This window comes from Parerythrobacter lutipelagi (genome assembly GCF_005434975.1).
Taxonomy (GTDB): Bacteria; Pseudomonadota; Alphaproteobacteria; order Sphingomonadales; family Sphingomonadaceae; genus Parerythrobacter_A; species Parerythrobacter_A lutipelagi.
Genome location: NZ_SKCJ01000002.1, coordinates 1,342,806 through 1,361,721, shown reverse-complemented (window position 1 = coordinate 1,361,721; position 18,916 = coordinate 1,342,806). Strand labels below are relative to the sequence as shown.

At 60.6% G+C, this 18,916-nt stretch carries 16 protein-coding genes; 13 read left to right on the top strand and 3 right to left on the bottom strand.

Going from position 1 to position 18,916, the window contains the following annotated elements:
• Window positions 1–23 precede the first annotated feature (23 nt).
• Window positions 24–419: a MerR family transcriptional regulator gene (locus E0502_RS14850; RefSeq protein ID WP_010412699.1), complete on the top strand. Its 396-nt coding sequence runs from the start codon at window positions 24–26 to the stop codon at window positions 417–419.
• A 26-nt stretch (window positions 420–445) separates the two neighbouring features.
• On the opposite strand, the gene lspA is transcribed toward E0502_RS14850, so the two are convergent.
• Window positions 446–937, bottom strand: coding sequence for a signal peptidase II (lspA, locus tag E0502_RS14845; protein WP_010412703.1), 492 nt, complete (start codon window positions 935–937; stop codon window positions 446–448).
• A gap of 500 nt (window positions 938–1,437) precedes the next feature.
• On the opposite strand from lspA, the gene E0502_RS14840 reads away from it, so the two are divergent.
• The 10 genes from E0502_RS14840 (at window position 1,438) to E0502_RS14795 (ending at window position 16,195) form a co-directional block, all read left to right on the top strand.
• Entirely contained in the window at window positions 1,438–3,078 is a 1,641-nt protein-coding gene (locus E0502_RS14840; protein WP_011413840.1) for an acetolactate synthase large subunit, read from the top strand.
• Window positions 3,075–4,481, top strand: coding sequence for an aldehyde dehydrogenase family protein (locus E0502_RS14835; protein WP_137678720.1), 1,407 nt, complete (start codon window positions 3,075–3,077; stop codon window positions 4,479–4,481). The genes E0502_RS14840 and E0502_RS14835 overlap by 4 nt, the downstream gene beginning before the upstream one ends.
• A 430-nt stretch (window positions 4,482–4,911) precedes the next feature.
• Complete coding sequence (locus E0502_RS14830; protein ID WP_090479084.1) at window positions 4,912–5,355, top strand: CBS domain-containing protein; 444 nt, start codon at window positions 4,912–4,914, stop codon at window positions 5,353–5,355.
• A gap of 119 nt (window positions 5,356–5,474) precedes the next feature.
• Entirely contained in the window at window positions 5,475–5,861 is a 387-nt protein-coding gene (locus E0502_RS14825) for a hypothetical protein (RefSeq protein WP_240049144.1), read from the top strand.
• A gap of 123 nt (window positions 5,862–5,984) precedes the next feature.
• The gene (locus E0502_RS14820) at window positions 5,985–7,220 is read left to right on the top strand and encodes a TolC family protein (RefSeq protein WP_137678719.1); all 1,236 of its coding nucleotides are present in this window, start codon (window positions 5,985–5,987) and stop codon (window positions 7,218–7,220) included.
• The gene (locus E0502_RS14815) at window positions 7,217–8,725 is read left to right on the top strand and encodes an efflux RND transporter periplasmic adaptor subunit (RefSeq protein ID WP_011413841.1); all 1,509 of its coding nucleotides are present in this window, start codon (window positions 7,217–7,219) and stop codon (window positions 8,723–8,725) included. The genes E0502_RS14820 and E0502_RS14815 overlap by 4 nt, the downstream gene beginning before the upstream one ends.
• Window positions 8,722–11,889 carry an efflux RND transporter permease subunit gene (locus E0502_RS14810; RefSeq protein WP_010412724.1) on the top strand — a complete coding sequence of 1,056 codons (3,168 nt, stop codon included), beginning with the start codon at window positions 8,722–8,724 and terminating at the stop codon, window positions 11,887–11,889. The genes E0502_RS14815 and E0502_RS14810 overlap by 4 nt, the downstream gene beginning before the upstream one ends.
• Entirely contained in the window at window positions 11,868–12,251 is a 384-nt protein-coding gene (locus tag E0502_RS14805) for a copper-binding protein (protein ID WP_225982093.1), read from the top strand. Before E0502_RS14810 ends, E0502_RS14805 begins: the two co-directional genes overlap by 22 nt.
• 56 nt (window positions 12,252–12,307) lie before the next feature.
• Entirely contained in the window at window positions 12,308–13,852 is a 1,545-nt protein-coding gene (locus tag E0502_RS14800) for a multicopper oxidase family protein (protein WP_049762430.1), read from the top strand.
• A gap of 12 nt (window positions 13,853–13,864) precedes the next feature.
• Window positions 13,865–16,195 (top strand): heavy metal translocating P-type ATPase, encoded by a 2,331-nt coding sequence (locus E0502_RS14795; protein WP_010412733.1) that lies wholly within the window; start codon window positions 13,865–13,867, stop codon window positions 16,193–16,195.
• Window positions 16,196–16,241: 46 nt separating this feature from the next.
• Here E0502_RS14795 and E0502_RS14790 read toward each other — a convergent pair whose 3' ends face one another.
• A complete protein-coding gene (locus E0502_RS14790) occupies window positions 16,242–17,045 on the bottom strand; it encodes a sulfite exporter TauE/SafE family protein (RefSeq protein ID WP_010412736.1) in 804 nt (267 codons plus the stop codon).
• Between the two features lie 31 nt (window positions 17,046–17,076).
• Window positions 17,077–17,406, bottom strand: a complete 330-nt coding sequence (locus E0502_RS14785; protein ID WP_010412740.1) for an ArsR/SmtB family transcription factor — start codon at window positions 17,404–17,406, stop codon at window positions 17,077–17,079.
• 99 nt (window positions 17,407–17,505) lie between these two features.
• Between E0502_RS14785 and E0502_RS14780 the strand changes: the two genes are divergently transcribed.
• Both E0502_RS14780 and E0502_RS14775 read left to right on the top strand, forming a co-directional pair.
• Window positions 17,506–17,958, top strand: a complete 453-nt coding sequence (locus E0502_RS14780) for a protein tyrosine phosphatase family protein (RefSeq protein WP_010412743.1) — start codon at window positions 17,506–17,508, stop codon at window positions 17,956–17,958.
• 44 nt (window positions 17,959–18,002) lie between these two features.
• A complete protein-coding gene (locus tag E0502_RS14775) occupies window positions 18,003–18,911 on the top strand; it encodes an MBL fold metallo-hydrolase (protein ID WP_010412746.1) in 909 nt (302 codons plus the stop codon).
• The last annotated feature ends 5 nt before the right edge of the window (window positions 18,912–18,916 follow it).

The window sequence follows — 18,916 nt, the reverse complement described above, 5'->3', positions numbered from 1 at the left end:
TGGCCATCATCGAGGATTAAAGAATGCAGATAGGAAAAATTGCCCGCGCGACCGGGACCAAAGTCAACACCGTTCGCTATTATGAAGAGATCGGTCTTCTGAAGCCCGCTCCGCGCTCCCAGTCGGGACGAAGGATTTACGCAGACGCCGATGTCGAACGGCTCGCATTCATCCGGCGGGCTCGGGGTTTGGGCTTTTCGGTGTCCGAAGTTCGCTCGCTGCTCGAAGTGTCGGACGCACCAAACCGGGATTGCAAGGACGCTGCGACTTTGGCACGAAATCATTTGCGCCGGGTGGAAGAGCAGATCGAACAGCTGCAGGCGATGAGACAGGAACTGATCGGCCTGGCACGGGCCTGCGATGGGGGCACTGCCACCGACTGCGGCATCATCGGCGGGCTTGCTAGAAAATCCGCCTGAAGATTGCCTTGGCAAAAGCGCAGAATCTACACTTTCGGCGCGGTGCCATCGTCGCGCTGCGTTTCTCCGGACCACCAGGTAACGAGAAACAATGCCACTCCAAGGACTATTCCGACATCCGCGAGATTGAACGCCGGCCAGTGATAGCCGCCGACATAGAAGTCGAGAAAATCGGTGACCGCTCCGTCCGCCAGTCGGTCGGCAACGTTACCCAATGCACCGCCAATGATCGAACCTATCGCGGCGGATTCGAGGCGTACGGTACTGCGCCAGAGCCATCTGGCCAGAACGCCCACGACAAGAAGCGCGAACCCGGACAGCAAATAGGGCGCGATTGGATTGCCGGAACTCAGGAGGCCGAATGTAACACCGCGATTATATCCGAGCACCAGATTGAAGAATGGAAAAACATCTATCACGCGGGCAGGGTCCATGACCACATTCACAATAAGCCATTTTGAAATGAGATCGCTCGCGAAGACTGCGACGGCGATCGAAAGACCAAGACTTCGGTACATATTGGTTCCTTGGATGATCGGCAGATATCTCTGATTCTCTGGACGATAGAAATCAGGTCTGGGCCCGGTACTCATCGATCATGTCAATGCAGAGAGGTCAACTGTCCCGCCGATCACTGGCCCAGCCATTCAGGCATCCGAATGTCATCGGCACGTGATCCCAGCGCGGGAAAATATCTGTCTCCGCCATGCCTTGATGGGCAAGCAAAACATTTTCGCCGATGTCGCAAATTGCACCGGTTTCGCGTGGGGGCACACGAGGTGGATCGCGGACTCATACTGCGGCGGTGGGAATGTCAAGAAACGGAGTCCCTACCTTCTTGCCAAATCCAAAGGTCATGTTTTTAGGATACTTTTTGCGGCTACGCGCATTTCAGAACATTCGCTGAACGGCATGGTGCGAATGAGGCGAGGCTCCTTGCGTCTGTGACTCTCTTTGCGGTTGTAGTGAGAAAGCATTGCCGTAGGGCATTCATGCTTCTGAAAAGGGAATATCGAAAATGAAAGCCTCTGACTTGTTTATCGCTGCATTAGAGGCTGAAAAGGTGGAATACATCTTTGCCGTTCCCGGCGAAGAAAACCTCGACCTGCTGGAATCCCTGCGCACGTCCTCAATCGAATTGGTATTGACGCGCCATGAGCAAGGTGCGGGCTTTATGGCGGCGACCTATGGCCGTCTGACCGGCAAGGCGGGGGTTTGCCTCGCAACTCTCGGGCCTGGTGCGACGAACCTGACAACTCCGGCGGCCTATGCCGCGCTCGGGGCCTTTCCGCTCATCATCATCACCGGGCAGAAACCGATAAAGACATCGAAACAGGCGCAGTTCCAAATTGTCGACGTTGTTTCGCTGTTTACTCCGCTATGCAAGGCTTCGACCCAGATCGTGAACGGCAATCGCATCCCCTCGCTCGTTCGCGAAGGTTTCCGACTTGCTCAGGAAGAAAGACCGGGCGCTGTGCTGCTCGAGCTTCCGGAAGATATTGCTGAAGAGGAAACGATCGAACCGGTCATACCGCCGCATCAAAGGCGTTATGCGGTCGCCGGAGATGCGGCGCTCGACGAAGCGGCCGAGCGGATCATCGCGGCTGAGCGGCCACTGCTGCTAATCGGAGCCGGAGCAAACCGCCGCCGCGCTTCGAAGGCGCTGCGGAAATTCGTGTCCGATACCGGTTTTCCCTTTTTCGACACCCAGATGGGCAAGGGCGTGGTCGACGAAGATAGCGAACTCTATCTGGGCACCGCGGCCCTATCTTCGGACGATTATGTTCACTGCGCGATCGAGAAGGCCGATCTGATCGTCAATATCGGTCACGACGTGGTGGAGAAGCCGCCATTCTTCATGGAGCCGGACGGTCAGACTGTCATTCATATCAATTACAAGGCGGCCGAAGTCGATCAGGTCTATTTCCCGCAGCTGGAAGTCATCGGTGACATTGCCGGTTCGGTCGAGCGGCTGGGAAACCGTTTGGATGGCAACTTGCAGTGTGATCGCAGCTACTACACCGCCCTGCATCACGAGATTGCTTCGCACATTTCCGAAACCAGCGACGACGACCGTTTTCCAATGGTTCCCCAACGCGTCGTTGCCGACGTTCGCAGCGTAATGGCACGCGATGATATCGTCGCGCTCGACAACGGCATCTACAAGATCTGGTTCGCTAGAAACTACATCGCTCATGAGCCTGGCACCATTCTGCTCGACAATGCATTGGCGACGATGGGCGCGGGCCTTCCATCCGCCATGATGGCGGCGATTCTCACGCCCGGGCGCAGGGTTCTCGCGGTGTGCGGCGATGGCGGGTTCATGATGAACTCGCAGGAACTGGAAACGGCCGTCAGGCTTGGCCTGAACCTCGTCGTGCTCATCCTGAACGACGCGGCATACGGCATGATCCGGTGGAAGCAGGGCCAGCTCGGCTTTCCGGACTACGGCCTGACCTTTTCCAATCCCGACTTTGTCACTTATGCCAAGAGCTATGGAGCGACCGGCCACCGTGTCGAGCGAAGCGCGGATCTGGTTTCGGTCCTGAACGCCGCATTCGAGGCTGGCGGCGTGCACCTTGTCGACCTGCCCGTCGACTATTCCGAAAACAAGAAAGTGCTGATCGACGAACTCGGCGCGAAGGTGTGCGAGCTATGAAAACGATCGTTCACAATCCCTTCGACCGCTCGCCGATTGCAGAAGTGGCGCTTGTCGACTGGGCTCAAATCGATGAATGGCTGAATGAAGCGCAGTTGCTCCACCGCGAACGCAGTTGCTGGCTTGCTGTGCATGAGCGTATCGCCATCCTCCGGCGAACGGCGGATATCATGCGCGAACGAGCCGAAGAACTGGCTCTCCAGATCGTCAGGGAGGGCGGCAAGCCCCTGGTCGATGCGCGGGTGGAAGCCGGTCGCGCGATCAATAGCGTCGACTTGTGCGTTCAGGCGCTGAGCGATGGCGGGGGCCACGAGATCCCCATGGACCTGACAGAAGCGGGTGCGGGTAGGACGGCGTATACATTCCGCGAGCCGATCGGTCCTGTCGTGGCGATCTCGGCATTCAATCACCCCCTCAACCTGATCGTCCATCAGGTTGGACCGGCGGTAGCAGCCGGGTGCCCCGTTCTTATCAAGCCTGCGCTGGAAACACCTCTGTCATGCCAGAGCTTCGTGAGCATTCTCCATGAAGCCGGCCTGCCTGAGGCCTGGTGCCGGTTCGCACCTTGCGGCAACGACATCGCCGAAAGAATGGTAACCGATTCGCGCACGGCGTTCTTCTCATTCATCGGTTCTGCGAAAATCGGCTGGATGCTTCGCTCGAAGCTGGCGCCGGGAACCCGCATTGCTCTCGAGCACGGCGGTGCGGCGCCGGTAATCGTGGACAGCGGCGTGGAGCGCGCAGCAGTGATCGCCTCGTTGCTCAAAGGCGGGTTCTATCATTCGGGTCAGGTCTGCGTTTCCGTACAGCGCGTATTCGTCCCTGCTGCAGAATTGAAAGACTTCGCCAATGACCTAGGGCGAGCTGCCGAAAAGCTCGTCGTGGGCGATCCCGCCGTTGCTGAAACCCAATGCGGCCCCTTGATCCGGACGGAGGAAGTCGACCGCGTCGAACGCTGGGTCGATGATGCCATCGCAGCAGGCGGCACCCTGGTGTGCGGGGGAAGCCGTCTGAGTGACACTCTTTTCTCTCCGACCGTCATTCTCGATCCTCCCGAAAGTGCCAATGTGTCCCGGCAAGAAATCTTCGGCCCCGTGATCTGCGTGTATGGCTATGACGATATCGACCTGGCTATCGAGCAGGCCAATGCCCTGCCTTACGCCTTTCAGGCCGCTGTATTCACCGATCGGCTGTCAATCGCCAATCATAGCATCGGCTCTCTGGCTGGATCGGCTGTGATGGTGAACGACCATACGGCATTCCGCGTGGACTGGATGCCCTTTGCAGGCCTGCGCCGCTCCGGCCTTGGTGTCGGCGGGATCGCCTACACGATGGCGGATATGAGCCTTGAGAAAATGGCCGTCTGGAACTGGCCAGAGGATGGTTTTCGATCAGATCGATAGGAGCGTTCGATGATTGTCCCGCACACGGACTATTGAAAAAGCAGTTACTTATCGCTGCTACCCGATCTTCAACATCATGAAGACTGAGACGAGAGATGGCCGCGAATTCTTCATAAAGCGGGCAGACACTTGCATTAGGGCGGCTATCGCTGCGGAGACTGTGAAGAGCAATGAAGCGGGCCGGTGCCTGTGCCTCACGCCTCTCGGCGGACCCATACTTCTGTATTCCTGGGCTTCTGGGTAAGGCCTATTCAGATGCTAGCGCCTTCCATGAGGTGGCGAATGCCATTCTACAGCTTTCGTTCGGCATGACCGTGCCCGTTCGTCCATATCGATTTCATCCGGAAATGCGAGAGGAACATTATCCGGCGCCTCGCCGTTGCAATGGTACGCAAATATTCAGGTATTTAATAGAAATTGGAGACATATCATGGAAGCCAAGAATGTGATGACCTCGAATCCTGCATGCTGCAATCCTTCGACCAGGGTACGGGAGGCCGCTAATCTCATGGTGAAAAACGACTGCGGCGAAATTCCGGTTGTAGATGATTCCGGCACACTGGTCGGAGTGATTACCGATCGTGACATTGCTTGTCGCTGCGTCGCAGACGGCAAGTCTTCTGACACGTCGGTAGAAGACGTGATGACAAGCTCTCCGATTACTGTCACACCCGACACGAGTGTCGATGATTGTCGCAGCAAAATGGAGGACAACAAAGTTCGGCGGCTTCCTGTTGTGGACGAGAGTGGCAAATGTTGCGGCATCGTTTCACAAGCCGACATTGCTCGGCACGCGAACGAAAAAGAGACCGGCGATCTGGTGCGTGAGGTATCGGAACCCACCGAGGAAGCGTCAAAGTCAGGTTGCTGTTAGGCAAATTTGAGCAATAGGTTTGGGCTTCGGGTTTGCTGAAGCGAAAACATAAATCTGACCTTTGTCTTCAGCCTGATAACCGACTTGCACATCGTATGCGTTCGGACTATCCCAAACCGGTGACGTATATTCGTGCTCTTACTTTGATCTGCTTCAGCTTCGGCCTGTTTGTGCAGGACGCAGCACAGGCAGCTGTTCCGCAGATTGAAGTGGCCGGAACGACTGATTGCGCTGAAATGGTGCAAGGCATGCCCAATCACACAATGCCCGAGCAGGTGATGGCCGATAAGGACAATGCCGAGCAGCACGGGCCTTGCTGCGAGATGACACTCGATTGTCTCGTTGCGATGAATTGTTTTCCGCCCCTGGCGCTTACCGGCTCGGGACTGGCGCATACAGAACCGCTTTTTGTTGCGCCTCAGTACCTTTCCGCGAGTGCCAGCAGGCTCGAGAGCCAGCCGCTACCGCCGGAATCGCCACCTCCACAACGCCAGCTCACCATCTAGCATTTCCCGGGCGGTGCATCGCATCGCTTGCGAGCTTGACGGATAAACAGGCCCAGCGCCCGGTCGATTGACCGCGTGCGCCGTGGACCTTCCCGGTCAGCTTGCTTTGAAAGAGTGAGAATTATGGATTGGCGAATTGGCTGGGTGCCGTTTTCGGCCCTGCTCGCCGCGCAGACTGCACAAGCACAGTCTGTCGGATACGAGGAAGCACTTGCAGCGGTACGGGGCGAACAGCCCGTTCTGGAAGCTGGCGCGCTGCGTGTTCAATCACGGCGCGAGGCAGCGGAAGCGGCGGACGAGCTTCCCGATCCGCGTGTGCGTGCAGGGATCATGAACCTTCCTGTGACCGGACCTGCCGCGTTCGACCCAGACCGGCAACTCCCCACGCAGATCGCAATCGGTATCGAGCAGGAAATCCCCAATCTCGCCCGTCGACGGGCGAGGTTCGGCGTTGCCAGTTCGGAAGTGCGCCTCGCCGAGGCACGCCTTGGCATGGCCGAGCGTATTCTTCTCGCCGATGCGGGAACGGCCTGGGTCCGGCTCCATTATGCGCAAGCGCGGCTTGATCTTGCCCAGGCTGCGCTGGACGACCTGAGAGCATTCGTTCCGGTTGCCAACAGTGCAGTTGCTTCGGGGTCGGCCCGCCCGGCGGAGAGCCTGGCAATCCGGCGCGAGCTACTCGGAATTGAAGACGCGATTACCGCTATCGAAGCCGAGCGCGAGACTGCGCAAGCGCAGATTTCCCGATATATACCGCTCGCAGATCCGGTTGCTCTGGGAGCCGCGCCATCGGCTGTCCTCGATGAGGAGCAGCTGCGGTTCGAGCTCGAAAGCAATCCCGAAATCCTGCTGGCCGATGCCGAACGAGGCCGGGCCGAAGCCGGTGTCGCGCTCGCACGCGCCGAGAAACGACCCGATTTCGGGGTGAGCGTCACCTATGGTCGCCGCAATCCTGATTTCGGCGATGCGGTGTCGATCATGGGGTCCATTACACTGCCGATCTTTACCGACCGGCGGCAGAATCCGCGCATTGCCGCTGCCGAAGCCGAAGCCGCTGCCGCATCGGCCGAGCGCGAGGATCGCAGGCGCGCGTTGGTTGCCGGTTTCGAAGCTGATCTGGCAACCTGGCGCAGCACAGTGCGGCAATGGGGACGCGCGCGTGACGAGCTTCTTCCGCTGGCGCGCGACCGCGCGGACCTCGATACAGCGAGTTTCGCGGCCGGGCGTGCCGATCTCGTCGATGTGATTGCGGCGAAATCCGCGCTCGCGCTGCTCGAACTGGAGATACTCGAGCGCGAACAGGCAGCTGTCGAGGCGGCGGTGAGGCTGCGACTGACCTACGGGGAGAGCAGGCCATGAACTCCGCGCTCGAACGATTCACACCGCGCCAGCGCATGTATGCGGCTGGACTTGGTATTGCTCTGGTCAGTCTGTTGGCGGGCTACGGTCTCTCAATGCTCGGCAGCGAGAGCGGCGGCGATGCAGCGACAGATACGGGCTGCGAGGACGTGCTCTATTGGTACGATCCGATGGTCCCTGACCAGCGCTTCGACGAGCCGGGCAAATCTCCTTTCATGGACATGCAGCTGGTCCCCAAATGCGCGGGCGGCGACGCGCAGGGCGCCGGGGGTGTGAGTATCGATTCGACGCTCGTCCAGAATTTCGGGATCCGGACTGCTGAAGCGGAATATGGCGTGCTGGAGCCTGAAATCAGCGTCACCGGCACGCTCGCATATAACGGCAGCGAGATGGCGATCGTTCAGCCGCGCGCCGGCGGCTATGTTCAGCGGACCTACGGCCATGCACCGCAGGACCTGATTGCCAGAGGCGCTCCGATCGTCGACATTCTTGTGCCCGAATGGGGCGGCGCACAAAACGAGTATCTTGCTGTTGCCGCAACCGGCGACGAAGCGTTGACCCGGGCCGCCCGCGAGCGCCTGCGGCTGCTTGGCATGCCGGACTCGATGATCGCCTCGGTCACCCGAAGCGGAAGACCGCAAACGATCATCACCGTCACAGCACCGCAATCGGGCGCGATCACGTCGCTCGCAGTAAGGCCGGGCATGACCGTGGCGGCGGGCCAATCGCTGGCCGAGATCAGCGGGTACAGTCCGATCTGGCTCGAGGCGGCGGTACCCGAGGCACTGGCTGGCAACGCGCGTGTCGGGCAGCCGGTGAGCGCCACGCTCACTGCCTTTCCCGGCGAACGGTTTGCCGGACGCATCATCGCCATTCTGCCGAGCGCGCAAGATGCGAGCCGCACGATAACCGTGCGGGCAGCGATGCCCAATCCGGGCCTGCGGCTCAAGCCGGGAATGTTTGCCCAAGTGATGCTCGCGCCTGAACGGCGCGAAGCGCTGCTGGTCCCTTCGGAAGCTGTCATTCGCACCGGCGAGCGGACCCTGGCGATGATCGCGCAGGGAGGTGGCGGCTATCGGCCCGCCGAAATCCGTATCGGCCGCGAAGCGAACGGACGGACCGAAGTCCTTGCCGGGCTGGCTGCAGGAGAGAGAGTGGTCACCTCGGGCCAGTTCCTGCTCGATTCCGAAGCCAGCCTTGCGGGCATCGACGTGCGTCCCGTCGATCAGGCACCATCCGGTGCGAGCGAAGACCGAGGGTCGGACGATGCAGATGAACCGCAGACTTATCGCGCGACCGGGACGATCGAGCGCATAAACGCCAACAGCGTGACCTTGCGCCACGGTCCGGTGCCTGCGCTCGAATGGCCGGCAATGACCATGCCCTTTGCCAGCGAAGGACCGGAACAGCTGCGCGGTTTTGCGCGCGGCGACCGGGTCTCCTTCACATTTGTGCAAGCCAGTACGGGGCCGCGCATCGTCTCGATCCGGAAAATCGGCCAATGATCGCGCGCATCATCGATAGCTCGATCGCCAACCGCTTTTTCGTGGTGCTGGCAGCGATCGGGTTGGCGCTGGCCGGTTTCTGGGCGGTACGGACGACGCCCGTCGATGCCCTGCCGGACCTTTCCGATGTACAGGTGGTGATCCGCTCGAACTATCCAGGTCAGGCGCCCCGTATCGTCGAGGACCAGGTGACCTATCCGATGGCCACGACCATGCTGTCGGTCCCCGGTGCCAAGACCGTGCGCGGCTATTCCTTTTTCGGAGACAGCTACGTCTATGTGATCTTCGAGGACGGGACCGACCTCTACTGGGCGCGCTCTCGCGTTCTGGAGTATCTGAACCAGGTCCAGAACCGCTTGCCCGACGGGGTTCAGAGCACACTCGGCCCTGATGCAACCGGGGTGGGCTGGATCTACGAATATGCGCTGGTCGACCGCAGCGGCGGTCACGACTTGGCCGGGCTCAGGAGCCTGCAGGACTGGTTCCTGCGCTACGAGCTGAAAACCATTCCCGGCATCGCCGAAGTCGCCAGCGTGGGCGGCATGGTCAAGCAGTACCAGATCGTGCTCGACCCCTATCGCATGGCTTCGCTGGGCGTGACGCACGCGCAAGTGGTCCGCGCGGTGCAGGCAGGCAATCAGGAAACCGGGGGCTCTATCGTCGAAATGGGCGAGGCCGAATATATGGTCCGTGCCTCGGGCTATCTCGGCACGCTGGCGGATTTTCGCAGCATACCCTTGCGCGCCGAAGCGGGCGGCACTCCGGTAACGCTGGACGATGTGGCCAATATCCAGATCGGCCCGGAGCTGCGGCGCGGCATTGCGGAACTCAACGGCGAAGGCGAGGTTGCCGGCGGTATCGTCATTCTGCGCCAGGGCGCCGATGCGCGCAGCGCAATTGCGGCGGTCGAAGCGAAGCTCGAACAATTGCAGGCAAGCCTGCCCGAAGGGGTCGAGATCGTCACCACCTACGACCGTTCGCAATTGATCGATGCTTCGGTCGAAAACCTGACCTCCAAGCTCATCGAGGAATTCATTGTCGTTGCCCTGGTGTGCCTGCTGTTCCTGTGGCACGCGCGCTCGGCACTCGTCGCGGTCGTCACCCTTCCGCTCGGCGTGCTCGCGGCCTTCATCGTGATGCGCTTTCAGGGCGTAAACGCGAACATCATGTCTCTTGGCGGGATCGCCATCGCGGTCGGCGCGATGGTCGATGCTGCGGTGGTGATGATCGAGAACGCCCACAAGCATCTGGAGCGCTGGGCCGAGGAGAACCCTGACACGGTTCTGTCCGTCCAGGAGCGCTGGCGGATCGTCGCGGATGCCTCGAAGGAAGTCGGCCCGGCGCTGTTTTTCAGCCTGCTGATCATCACCTTGTCGTTTCTGCCGGTGTTCACCTTGCAGGCGCAGGAGGGACGGCTGTTCGCACCGCTGGCCTTTACCAAGACCTATGCCATGGCGGCTGCTGCGATCCTGTCGATCACTCTGGTTCCGGTGCTGATGGGATGGCTGGTGCGCGGAAAGATTCCGGCAGAGGACAGCAACCCGGTCAATCGCGTGCTGACCCGGGCCTATCGGCCCGGGCTAGACTGGGTGATGCGCCGCCCGAAGACCGCTTTGGTCATCGCTGGGCTGGTCTTCCTGACCACGCTCGTTCCCTTCTCGCGGCTTGGCGGCGAATTCCTGCCGCCGCTCGACGAAGGCGACCTGCTCTACATGCCCAGCGCCCTGCCTGGATTGTCTCCCGGAGAGGCGTCAGCGCTGCTACAGCGCACCGACCGGCTGATCATGACCGTACCGGAAGTCGAAACCGTGTTCGGCAAGGCCGGGCGCGCCGATACCGCCACCGATCCCGCCCCTCTCACAATGTTCGAGACGACCATCCGCTTCAAACCACGCGATGAGTGGCGCGAGGGCATGACACCGGATATGCTGGTCGAGGAACTGGACCGCGCCGTGCAGGTGCCTGGCCTTGCCAATGTCTGGGTGCCGCCGATCCGCAACCGGATCGACATGCTCGCAACCGGGATCAAGAGCCCGATCGGGGTCAAGGTTTCGGGCGAAGATCTCGGCGAGCTGGAACGCGTCGCGCTCCAGATCGAACAGGCGGCAAAGAACATTCCCGGCGTCAGTTCTGCGCTGGCTGAAAGGCTGTCGGGAGGCCGCTATGTCGATGTCGATATCGACCGGCTGGAAGCGGCCCGCTACGGTCTCAACATCGCCGACGTGCAGCAGATCGTCTCCGGCGCAATTGGCGGTGCCAATGTGGCCCGTACAGTCGAAGGCCTCGCAAGATACCCGATCAATGTTCGCTATCCGCGCGAGATCCGCGACAGTGTCGACGAGCTGCGCAATCTGCCGGTGCTGACCCCGTCTGGTCAGCAGATCACGCTTGGTACCGTTGCGCAGGTGCGTGTGACCAGCGGCCCGCCCATGCTCAAGAGCGAACAGGGCCGTCCCACAAGCTATGTCTATATCGATGTGCGCGGGCGCGATCTGTCTTCTGTGGTTGGCGATCTGCAGGAGGTTATCGCGGCCGAGGTCGATCTGCCTCCGGGCGTCAGCCTGTCCTATGCCGGGCAGTTTGAATATCTCACGCGGGCCTACGAACGTCTGCAGATCGTCGTTCCGGCTACGCTCGCGATCATATTCCTGCTGCTTTACCTGATCTTCCGCCGGTTCGACGAGGCGCTGCTCATCATGGGCACCTTGCCGTTCGCGCTGACAGGCGGCTTCTGGCTGCTTTACCTGATGGGATACAACCAGTCGGTCGCGACCGCCGTCGGCTTCATCGCGCTGGCCGGGGTGTCAGCCGAATTTGGCGTCATCATGCTGATCTATCTGAAAGCTGCGCTGGAGCGGCGCGGTGAGGACCCGGATGCGGAGGAAGTCTCCGCCGCCATCCGTGAAGGGGCATTGTTGCGCGTCCGGCCCAAGGCAATGACCGTCGCGGTCATCCTCGCCGGCCTGTTTCCGATCCTGATCGGCACTGGGGCTGGCTCCGAAGTGATGAGCCGCATCGCCGCGCCGATGATCGGCGGGATGATCACCGCGCCGCTCCTGTCCATGTTCGTGCTTCCCGCAGCCTATCTGTTGCTGCGTCGTCCCCGGCCGGAACGGCCAACCCAACCCCAAGGAGAAGAAGAATGCGTCACACAACCCTCATAACCCTATTGGCCGCGCCGCTGGCGCTGGCAGCCTGCGATTCTGGCCAGGACACTGCCGAGATGGAGGACATGCCGATGGCTGAAGATGCAATGATGATGGACGGCCAGGATATGCCGATGGCGGATACCGGCAACGCAATGCAGTCCGCGAGTGCGCAAGGCACCGTCACCGCCATCGACGCCGAAGCGGGTACGATCACCGTCGACCACGGCCCGGTTCCCGCAATCGAATGGCCGGCAATGACCATGGCGTTCGAAGCCGATGAGCAACTGCGCAGCGAAGTAAGCGTCGGTGAGGGCATTGCCTTTGAATTTCGTACTGGTTCTGAAGGCAGTGTGATCACGTCGATCACGAAGGAGTAAATCGGTTGGGCGGTGCCAGGCAAATCTGGTGCCGCCCATCGCGAAACAGGAGGAGCATGATCCGGACACCCCGCATAACCCAGGCATTCCCCGTGGACCGCCGCACACTGATCAAAAGCGCTGGTTTTGCTGCTGCAGGCTTTGCCGCGTTCCCGCTTGCGGGATGCAAAGCGCAAGACGCATCGATGCTGGACAGCACTGACGGATCCAATTTGCTCGCTATACCGCCCTTGCAGCGTGGCGAGATTGAGCAGGGCGCACGGGTTTTCCGCTTGTCTTTGACCCCAGGCCAGAAGGAATTCGTCACCGGTGTTGCTTCGCCCACCATCGGCATCGACGCACCCTATCTGGGACCGACGCTGGAAATGCGCCGGGGCGAGTGGGTGCAGTTCCATATCGACAACAAGCTGGCCGAAGGCGCTACGGTCCATTGGCATGGTTTCGAACTTCCTGCCGCAGCCGATGGCGGACCGCATCAGTTGATCCGTCCCGGCGAACGCTGGAGGCCTTCTTTCCAAGTTCGCCAGCGGGCTTCGCTCTACTGGTATCATTCACACTTGGAGCGCGGAGCCGGGCCGCAGGTCTATGCCGGGCTCGCCGCACCGATCTATGTTCGCGACGACGAGGAAGAGCGCCTCGACTTGCCGAGCGACTATGGCGTCGACGACATTCCGCTGATCGTGCAGGACCGCGTGATCGATGGATCCGGCCGCTTGGTGTACCCGCTGAGTATGCACGCGCGGATGATGGGCGTGCGCGGGAGCCGGATATTCGTCAACGGCACTGAAAACGCTGTGTTCGACGCACAGACAGGCCAATTGCGGCTGCGCATCCTCAATGGATCGAACGCCCGCCTTTACGATTTTTCGCTCGAAGGTGATCGTTCGATGCAACTGATCGCGAGCGATGGCGGCTTGCTCGATCGTTCGCACATCGTCCGCTCGGTCAGGCTCGCCCCGGGGGAGCGCGCGCAGGTAATTATCGATCTCTCGGAAGGACGCCCGCTTCGCCTTCTTGCCAGCAGTCCCGAAAACGCCATGGGCATGATGGGCGGACGCGGAATGATGGGCGGCGGGATGATGGGGCGCGGCGATAGCGGCGATGCTTCCGCAGACGTGTTTCAAATCCTCGATATCAGGCCGGCAAGTTCGGCCCAGCGCATCAGGGTGCCGACACAACTGGCATCGCTTGCTCCAACCGACCCGTCGTCAGCCGTCCGAACCCGGCGTTTCGTTCTCGACATGGGCATGATGGGCGGCGGAATGTCCATTAACGGTGCTGCGATGGACATGAATGTGATCAACGAACGTGTGCCAGTCGGCCAATGGGAAATCTGGGAGATCGCCAACGCTTCGATGATGGCCCACCCGTTTCATATCCATAACGTCCAGTTTCGTGTGATCGACCGCGATGGCCGAGCGCCCCCACCATTGGAAACCAGTTTGAAGGATACCGTGATCGTCAACCCGCGCGAGCAGGTACGCCTTCTCCTGCGTTTTGAAGAACACACCGACCCAGACCTGCCCTACATGTATCACTGCCACATTCTCGAACACGAGGATGCAGGCATGATGGGGCAGTTCGTAGTCGTGAAGAGCTAGGAAGGACAGGCGATGAGCAAGGACCAGAGTGTGATCGAGGGTACCGCGATCGACCCGGTATGCGGCATGAGCGTTGCAATCGACGGGGCTCAGCATATCGCGACGCATGAGGGCGCGACACACTATTTCTGTTCGCCGCGCTGTCACGACAAGTTCGTCACCGATCCCGAGCTCTATCTCTCGGGCGCGCATCTCGACGCGGTCGAGGATGTGCCCGAAGGCACGATCTACACCTGTCCGATGCACCCTGAAATCCGCCAGCCCGGGCCGGGTTCATGCCCGATTTGCGGCATGGCGCTCGAACCGGAAACCGTTTCGCTGGGCGATGGCCCCGACCCCGAACTGGTCGACATGCTGCGTAGGTTCTGGTGGAGCGCGCTGCTCACGCTGCCTCTGTTCGTCTATGCGATGAGCGACATGGCACCGGGGCTCAGTTTCGACCGTCTGATAGAACCGGCCTGGGCGCAGTGGGCGCAATTTGCGCTCGCAACCCCGGTGGTTCTATGGGGCGCCTGGCCGTTCTTCGTTCGGGCCATCCAGTCGCTCAAGACGCGCAATCTCAACATGTTCACCCTGATCGGGTTCGGCGTGGCCATCGCCTATCTTTTTAGCGTCGTGGCGACGGTCGCGCCCGATCTGTTCCCTGCAGCGTTCCGCGACCATTCGGGACGGGTCGGGGTCTATTTCGAGGCGGCAGCGGTCATCACGACGCTCGTTCTGCTCGGACAGGTCCTCGAGCTCAAGGCCAGGGGTTCGACCTCGAGCGCCTTGCGCGCACTGCTCGAGCTGGCACCGCCCAGCGCGGTCAAGATCTTTGGCTCAGGCGACGAGCGCGAGGTGCCGCTCGATCAGCTAACCACAGGCGATCGTCTGCGCGTTCGACCCGGCGACAAGGTTCCCGTCGATGGCGAAATCGAGGAGGGATCGAGCGCGATCGATGAATCCATGATCAGCGGCGAACCGCTTCCGGTCGCCAAACAGGCTGGCGACATTGTCATCGGCGGCACGGTCAACCAGACTGGAGGGTTCGTCATGCGCGCAACCGGCGTGGGCAAGGACACGATGCTGTCCAAGATCGTCCAGATGGTGGCCGACGCGCAGCGCAGCCGCGCACCGATCCAGCGGCTCGCCGATCAGGTGGCTGGCTGGTTTGTGCCTGCGGTGGTTGTGATCGCCATCGCCACCTTCGTGGTCTGGGCAATCTGGGGTCCCGCCCCTGCGCTTGCCTACGCATTGGTCAATGCCATTGCGGTCCTGATCATCGCTTGTCCCTGCGCGCTTGGCCTCGCTACGCCGATGTCGATCATGACAGGCACAGGCAAGGGTGCCCAGCACGGCATCCTGATCCGCAATGCCGAAGCGCTGGAGACACTCGAGAAGATCGATACGCTGGTGGTCGACAAGACCGGCACGTTGACGATAGGCAAGCCCGATCTGGTGGCGGTGAAGCCTGCAGACGGCATCGACGAAACTGAATTCCTGGCAGCGGTTGCAGGTGTCGAAATGGGCAGCGAGCATCCGCTGGCCCATGCCATCGTCGAAGGCGCAAAAGCGCGCGGCGTCTCGCCCGCCAATGCCACGGATCTCGCTTCGACGACCGGGGAAGGTGTTGAAGCCAATGTCCAGGGGGGCCGGGTTGCGATCGGCAACGAAAAGATGATGCGGCGCGTCGGGATCGATGACGAGGCCTGGCTCGGCTCGGCCGAAAATGGCCGCAAGCAGGGTCAGACGGTGATGTTCGTTGCGTTCGATGGCCGTCCGGCAGGGCTCATCGCGGTGGCCGATCCGATCAAGCCTACCAGTGCAGCGGCCATTGCGGCTCTGCACAAGCGCGATATCCGGGTCGTTATGCTCACGGGCGACAGCCGCGGCACTGCCGAAGCGGTCGCGCGCGAAATGGGTATCGACGAGGTACACGCCAATGTCTCGCCCGAAGACAAGCACCGCAAGATCGAAGAGCTGAAAGCGCAAGGTCGCCGGGTCGGCATGGCCGGGGACGGGATCAACGATGCTCCTGCGCTGGCTGCCGCCGATGTTGGTATTGCCATGGGCACTGGTACCGATGTGGCGATCGAAAGCGCCGGGGTCACACTGGTTCGTGGTGATTTGACAGGAGTGGTGCAGGCCACCGTGCTGTCGCGCGGAACGATGCGCAACATCCGGCAGAACCTGTTTTTCGCCTTCGCTTACAATACGCTCGGCATTCCGGTCGCAGCAGGCGTACTGTTTCCATTCTTCGGAGTGCTACTCAGCCCGATGATCGCGGCAGCGGCGATGAGCTTGTCTTCGGTGTCTGTGATCGGCAACGCCCTGCGTCTGCGCGGCTTGAGCTTCGCCCGGTGAACAGCAGTGTTGATCCTTCGGACAATTCGGTTCGAAAAGGCAGCGATCACGTTATGGCTGTTATCGCCCATTGGCCGCTTATGAAGATGCCAACGAGGATGATGACCGCCGCGAATATAAAGTTCAGCGCTCGTTTGCGCTTAGCCAACAGGTTCGATGCGCGAGTACCCAGCCAGCCGCCTATACCGCCGCCGCCGATGAAAAACGCGGCAATCTCCCAATCGACGAGTCCGTCGAGGGCGTAATTGGCGGCTGTGGTCGTACCGAAAGCGGCTACAGAGACCAGCGAGGAGCCGATCGCGTTGAGAATCGGCATGGCCGTCGCGGCAACCAGACCCGGCACCACCAGAAAGCCCCCGCCGATACCGAAGAAACCGGACAGTCCGCCTACCAGCAATCCTCCGAACGCGAGGCGCGGGGTGAGGCGCAGCGCCGTGGCTCGGGTGAGCTGGACATCCGGGTCGGATCCGCCCGATTTCTCGCGCAGCATCGAGAGGCCGACGACAATCATCACCAGACCGAACAGGCCCAAAAGCAGATCGCCCGATGTAATTTTTCCCAGGCTTGATCCGGCGGCAGCTCCGACAACGCCGAATGCTGCGAATAGGCCTGCGCAGCGCCACTTCACATTGCCGCCTCGCGCATGGAACAATAAGTTTGCCAAGGCGCTGGCCGCCACCGCAGCAGCGGACGTGGCGATAGCGACATGGGTGTCGTGAACACCGACGACATACACAAGCAACGGCACTGCGAGGATCGATCCCCCACCGCCGAGTAGTCCAAGCGAAAAGCCCACGAGGAGGCCCGAGGTAAGCGATAGGAGCGCCACGATGACGCCGATATCCATCATCCGGGATTGTCCAACATAACTGAAAGCCTGTTCAATGGCCGTCTGCTGGACCGGTCGTATCGTCGGCGGAGCTGCAATAGATGGCGTAGAGCGTTTCCAGCACCCGGCGCGGCGCATCGCCGCAAAGCGAATAATGGATCGTGCGGCCATCGCGCCGCGCTGCGACCAGGCCATCCTTCCGCATAAGCGCCAGATGCTGCGAAACCACGGTTTCCCGAAGTTCCAGCAGTTCGGCCAGCTCGCCCACGCTGCGCTCGCCTTCAACCAATTGGCAGGCGATCATCAGGCGGTTGTGGCTGCCCAGCGCCTTGAGCAATGCCACCGCCTTTTCGGCTTGATCGCGAATATCTTCGGCTTTCATACTTGCATATATGCGAAGGTATGAATATAAAGTCAATCGTAATCTGCTGCCGCGCAATCGCGGACCCGGACCTTTGAACCTGAACCAGGATGATGCCTTATGACCCAAATCAAGATCCTCAATGGCAGATTCGCCGTCTCGACCGCTCCGCCTTCCGAGGGCGACCTGCGCGCATTGGCGGAGGATGGTTACAAGGCGGTCGTCAACCTGCGCTGCCAGGATGAGGCGGATCAGCCTCTCGCCCCGGACCGCGAAGGTGAAGTGGTGGCATCGCTCGGCCTTGAATATTGTCACTTGCCGGTGGCGGGCGGCACCATATCGGACGAGCTCGTCGATGAGTTCAGGGCCAGTGTCGAAGCGCTTCCGAAGCCGGTGCTGGTCCATTGCGCCTCGGGCAAGCGCGCAGGAGCCTTCACAATAATGCATCTGGCGTCGCAGCAGGGAATGAGCGGCGATGCGACCCTACAGAAGGCGGCGGATATGGGCTTCGTGTGCGACGAACCGGCGCTGGAAAACTTCGTCCGTAATTACGTCGACCGGGCGCAGGACTGACCTACGCAGAACCGCTCTCAACCAGCATACGAAAAGACTATTCGATGAAACCCGACATAGAGGCATTTTTCGACACGAACACGAACACCGTGACCTATGTCGTGTCCGATCCTGCAACCAAGGCGTGCGCGGTGATCGATCCGGTGCTCGATTTCGATGCCGCAGCGGCGCGAACGGCGACTAAGTCCGCCGATAAAGTGATCGAATTCGTCCGGCAAATGGATTTCAAGTGCGAGTGGATCCTGGAAACCCATGTCCATGCCGATCACCTTTCCGCCGCACCCTACATCCGCCGCGCACTAGGCGGCAAACTTGCTATTGGTAGCGAGATCACCGTCACGCAGAACACCTTCGGGCCGATATTCAATGCCGGAGTGGACCTGCCACGCGATGGACGCCAGTTCGACCATTTGTTTGCCGATAATGACAGCTTTGACCTAGGCGCCATATCGGCCCAGGCACTCCATACGCCGGGACATACGCCCGCGTGCATGACCTATGTTATCGGAGACGCCGCCTTTGTCGGCGATACGCTGTTCATGCCCGATTACGGCACGGCGCGGGCCGATTTTCCCGGCGGCGATGCACGCACGCTCTATCGCTCTATTCGCCGGATTTTCGAGCTACCGGAGGAGACGCGGCTGTTTATGTGCCACGACTACCTGCCGGAGGGCCGCTCGCAGCACCAATGGGAAACGACGGTGAAAGAACAAAAGCACAGCAACATTCATATCCATGCCGGGGTCGACGAGAATGCATTTGTAGCCATGCGTGAGGAGCGCGACAACCAGCTGGGTATGCCGCGCCTCATCCTGCCATCAATCCAGGTCAACATTCGCGGAGGGAATATGCCTCGCGCAGAAGGAAACGGTACGATCTATCTGAAACTGCCGGTCAACGTTTTGGGTGAACCACAGACGCCTCCCGAAGAAACTGGTCCGCGCACCCAATAAGTCTG